The organism is Paracoccus sp. (in: a-proteobacteria) (assembly GCF_046462195.1).
GTDB lineage: Bacteria > Pseudomonadota > Alphaproteobacteria > Rhodobacterales > Rhodobacteraceae > Paracoccus.
Genome location: NZ_JBKGUN010000052.1, coordinates 1 through 4231 on the forward strand (window position 1 = coordinate 1; position 4231 = coordinate 4231).

A 4231-nucleotide genomic window follows, 5' to 3' on the forward strand; every position below is an offset into this window, starting at 1 on the left:
CGTCCGAGATGGAGCAGGAGCCTGTCATGGAGGATGAAGCCGGCTTCGACGATGCGGGTTTCGACGACGGCGGTTTCGAGGAGTAATCGCAGTTGCGGCGCCCGCTTTCGCAGGCGTCGCACCCTGTTCGAACCCAAGGTCCGTGCGCCCAGGAACTTTGAATGATCTCCGACAATCTGGCGCCACTGATCCGTCGCCCGATACTCAGTGACGTCCTGACACGTCTTGCTGCGGACTGGGAGCATCTCCGCATCTCGGTGGAACAACTAATGTCCGCCCTCAGGGACCGCGGGCTGATCGGCCTTCTGCTGATCCTGGCCTTTGCCAATGCCATTCCCAGTCCGCCGGGCACCTCAACGGTGCTGGGGCTGCCGATGCTTTATCTGTCTTGGCAGATGATGCGCGGCGGCATGCCTTGGCTGCCGCAGTTTCTGGCGGTGCGGTCTTTTGATATCGATCATTTCCGCACGATTGTGTCCCGGGCCATGCCCTATCTGAACCGGATCGAGCGCCTGCTGCGCCCGCGCATCCCGCCCTTCAGCGCGCCGGCAGCGTTCCGGCTGCTGGGCGCCATGTGCCTGCTGCTGTCGATCGTGCTGGTCCTGCCGATCCCGTTTGGAAACCTGCTGCCCGCGGCCGCCATCGCGCTCATTTGTTTGGGTGCACTGGAGCGGGACGGCATCTGGATCGCGGGCGGCGTGCTCTTCGGCATGGCCACGACCATTTTTCTGGCCAGCGCGATCGTGATCCTGACCCGTGCCTTGCTGGGCCTGTAACATGACTGTCGATGTTCCTCGTGACCTTCCTGCACCTGGTCGCGGGGGAGATGGCTCCAAAGTCATGGGCCATCGCTCATCCCGAGAAGTCAGCCCTGGCCTTGGGGATGATCTCGCGCGGCTATCTCTGGCCGCTGCGACCATTGCTGATCTGGGTTCAACCACCTGGCCAACCGCCTTGTCCGGGCCGGCGGTGTCGAGCCGGTCGAAAAGGCCGCCCTAGGCAGACGCGACGCTGCCACCATTCGTCAGCTTGTCGAGCACTCAGGCAAGGCTGGCACCCCGGCACCCGGAATGCAGCAGCAGCTGTCGGTGCTGATGGATCTGGGGAGCGTCCCCGTGGCGTCGCTGGTCGCTCAAGGTACGGCACCGACCTGCGTCGTGCCTGCGGCGACCGTGGCGGATGTAGGCGCGGCGGACGTGCTTCGGGTCCCATGCGCATTCCGATGACCGGCACGGAGGCTGTGCCAGCCATCCTTCACCTGCGGGACACGTTGGTGATGCCTGACAACAGCCTGGCCGACGACATCGCACGCCCTGCCCATGTCCTGACCCCCCTGATGCCGATCTATGAGGCGCCCGGTCGCATGCGCGCGCCAAGTGGCCGTGGTCATGGACGTGGATCGGATGCTGGGAGTGGCGTCACTGTCTGACATCGTCAAGCGCGTGCTGCCGGCAGGCGACTTGCAGCAAGTCAATGGGAACTTCAGACAATCTCTAATTTTGGAAGAAACATCTTTGGAGGCAGCTTCATAAAGATGTCGGTGATATCGTCTTTCAGGGCATCCAGCCTGCAAAACAAAGCTTTGGAGCAGAGCAAATGATCCCTGCCCTTTCCTCATGAAACACCTTCGGTCTCTTTGGCGGGGCGATCTGCCGCTTGGTGAAGCATTCTGGACGTGGACAGTTTTGATCGGCCTGTTCGTCAACCTGTCCACCACGATCTTGTTTCTGACATTGATGACACTGGATCTGCTTTGGACCGCACTGCTTGCAGGCTATGCTGTCTCAGTGCCTTATAATGTCATTGCCGTTGTTGGGGTCTGGCGGTCGGCGGAACGTCATCAGGGTCCAAGCCTTCAAGCGGACCTTGCGCGCGCTGCAAGCGTCATTCTCATGGCAGTATTGAGCATATCATGAGGGCGCCGGCAGACACGGCCTTCGACGTTATCTTGGGCATCATGCTTGGCTCCGTCGTCAGCCGGGCCATTAGCGGACAGCCGCCATTTGTCCCTACTCTCTGCGCGGCGGTTGATCTTGTGGCTCTCCCTTGGCTTCTTTCGCGGATCGCCTTCCGCTGGAGCCCGTTCGGCACCTTGATCAAGGGCCGGACGTGGATTCTTGTCCAGGATGGCAAGGTTGATTGGGAACCCATGAGCCGCAGCAATCTCAGCCGTGCCGACCTTCTGGGCGCCTTTCGTCTCAAGGCGTCCATAACGGACTGGACAAGCGTCAAAGAAGCACGTCTCGAGAGAAATGGAGAGATCAGCGTTATTCAGAGGAAGGATTAGGGTTTCCAATACGACTTTGGAAACCGACAGGAACGCTCATGGGCAGGTCATGATTGCCGCAAGCAAACCTCAGACCACGCCTTCTGACCGAAAAAACACCGTTTCTCTGACCTATCCGGCCATACCCTATGTTGTCACCAAGTTAATCTGACGCCCGGCGCGCGAAGTAGAAGTGTCGCAGGCAAGGTGCCGAGCCGGCCCCGGCCCGCTCTCTTCACAAAGGGCCGTAGGGGCGGGGCCGGCGGCTCTGGGCTCTCATGTCGTCACTCTGCTCGTGGCGGTGCGGCGGCCTGGGCTTCAGCCGCACGCCGTTCAGCACGTCGTTCAAGCCCGCTTTTCCTGCCGCCGCCACGCTTGCCGGTCGGGGTGTAACGCGTGCGCTGCTTGCCGACCGCACCGACCAGCGGAGGATCGGCGTCCTGCTGCGTCTTGATGAAGGCCAGCATGTCGCCAAGGCGCTTGTTCTCGGTGATCGCGGTGTGGGTCACGCGCTGCTGGCTGGGGTCGAAGACCCGGTAGGGCAGTTGGATGCCTTTCCAGCGGATCTCAAACGGCCGGTGAGCATAGGCGTAGGTCTCGACATAGCGCCCGATCGCGCTGCGCGCATGATCGCTGTCCTCGAGGATGAACTTCCGGCGCTCGTAATGCACCACCAAGCTCGCGCCGACCTGCCGTTGATCGCGGATGCAGAGGATGTCGCTGAGGCGTGAGGCCGGCAGATTGACTGGCCGATGCAGGTTGTCGGACCGGGCAGGGGGATGGGCAAAGCGCAGGTTGTGCCGCGCGATGAAGCCGGGCAGGAAAGCGTTGCCCGCCGCCATGTCGCTGATCCCGGCCAGCCGCAATTCCTTGACCAGCCGGTCCTGCAACGTTCGGTTCGCTCGTTCCACCCGGCCCTTGGCCTGCGAACTGTTTGCGCAGAGGATCTCGATGTTCAGCTCGCTCAAAGCGCGGCCGAACTGTGTCATTCCGTGCCCGCTGCGGGCCTCTGTCTTGTTGACGCGGAAAACGCTGTGCTTGTCGGAATAGAAGGCCACCGGCAGACCATGCTCGTGCAGATAATCCACCAGGGCCGCGAAGTAGCTCTCGGTCGACTCCGAGCGAACGAAGCGCAGATGCATGAGCGCACCAGTGGCATCGTCGATGAAGACCAGCAAAGAGCAGGGCGGAGCCCGATCCTCAAACCAGCGATGCTCGGAGCCGTCGATCTGGATCAGCTCACCCAAGGCTTCCCGCCGCAAACGGGGCTGATGCACCCGGCGCCGTTGTGTTCGGCTTTGCCAGATCCCGTCAGCGATCATCCATTTGCGCAGCGTCTCCGAGGACACCTGGATGCCGTGCCGCTCGGCCAGCGTCTCGGCCGCCAAGGCCGGTCCGAAGTCCGGATAGTCGCTGCGGATGAGCGACAGGATGTAATCTCGCTTCAGATCGCTGATGCGGTTGTTGGACGGCCGGCCGCGCAGCTTGTGCCGCACGGCCATCGCGCCGTCCTCGCGGATGCTTCGAACCAGGCGCTGCACCTGCCGCGGGCTGAGGCCCAGCAGGCTCGCCGCCGTCACGCTGCGCAGGCTGCCATCCAGCACCTGGGCCAAAACCTCAATGCGCTGCAACTCGCGTTCGCTCATCAGAACCAGTCCCATCTCAAAACCCCCGGATGATGCTGGGTCGAGCTTCACGCGTCAGGGGCCAAGCGACAAACTAACTTTGCCAGTTCGCGACAATCCTACTTTGGTTCTACAGCCTAAACATTCAACAATTCAATTTATGTCACATAGTGCTTGATATGTGCCGCTCGGACCTGTTGCTTACTAAAGCATTCAGCATCAGTTCATTTCCAGAGGTATGGAATAGCAAACTGTTGTCACGCACAGCGGCCTGCATGTCGACTCCTCCCTGCGGGTGCAAGAACAGTTCCCCATACCTAAGAATTTTGCCTCCGTTGCC

4 protein-coding genes and 1 pseudogene are annotated in these 4231 nt (G+C 61.3%); 4 read left to right on the forward strand and 1 reads right to left on the reverse strand.

Going from position 1 to position 4231, the window contains the following annotated elements; all coding sequences use genetic code 11:
- Positions 1 to 161 precede the first annotated feature (161 nt).
- The 4 genes and pseudogenes from ACLHHB_RS03545 to ACLHHB_RS03560 all read left to right on the forward strand — a co-directional run bounded on the left by ACLHHB_RS03545 (position 162) and on the right by ACLHHB_RS03560 (position 2287).
- Positions 162 to 776, forward strand: coding sequence for an exopolysaccharide biosynthesis protein (locus ACLHHB_RS03545; protein ID WP_410216907.1), 615 nt, complete (start codon positions 162 to 164; stop codon positions 774 to 776).
- A gap of 11 nt (positions 777 to 787) precedes the next feature.
- Positions 788 to 916: pseudogene (locus tag ACLHHB_RS03550) on the forward strand (CNNM domain-containing protein); the annotation flags it as partial.
- A 360-nt stretch (positions 917 to 1276) separates the two neighbouring features.
- On the forward strand, positions 1277 to 1429 hold the full coding sequence (locus ACLHHB_RS03555; RefSeq protein WP_410216910.1) for a hypothetical protein: 153 nt from the start codon (positions 1277 to 1279) through the stop codon (positions 1427 to 1429).
- Positions 1430 to 1912: 483 nt separating this feature from the next.
- Positions 1913 to 2287: a DUF421 domain-containing protein gene (locus ACLHHB_RS03560; RefSeq protein ID WP_410216908.1), complete on the forward strand. Its 375-nt coding sequence runs from the start codon at positions 1913 to 1915 to the stop codon at positions 2285 to 2287.
- 263 nt (positions 2288 to 2550) lie between these two features.
- Here ACLHHB_RS03560 and ACLHHB_RS03565 read toward each other — a convergent pair whose 3' ends face one another.
- Positions 2551 to 3927: an ISNCY family transposase gene (locus tag ACLHHB_RS03565; RefSeq protein ID WP_410216909.1), complete on the reverse strand. Its 1377-nt coding sequence runs from the start codon at positions 3925 to 3927 to the stop codon at positions 2551 to 2553.
- Positions 3928 to 4231: the final 304 nt, after the last annotated feature.

What these genes read in the sequence shown, in the direction of transcription:
- ACLHHB_RS03545 (WP_410216907.1), top strand. Translation starts at nt 162, where the DNA reads ATGATCTCCGACAATCTGGCGCCACTGATCCGTCGCCCGATACTCAGT.
- ACLHHB_RS03555 (WP_410216910.1), top strand. Translation starts at nt 1,277, where the DNA reads ATGCCTGACAACAGCCTGGCCGACGACATCGCACGCCCTGCCCATGTC.
- ACLHHB_RS03560 (WP_410216908.1), top strand. Translation starts at nt 1,913, where the DNA reads ATGAGGGCGCCGGCAGACACGGCCTTCGACGTTATCTTGGGCATCATG.
- ACLHHB_RS03565 (WP_410216909.1), bottom strand. Translation starts at nt 3,927, where the DNA reads ATGGGACTGGTTCTGATGAGCGAACGCGAGTTGCAGCGCATTGAGGTT.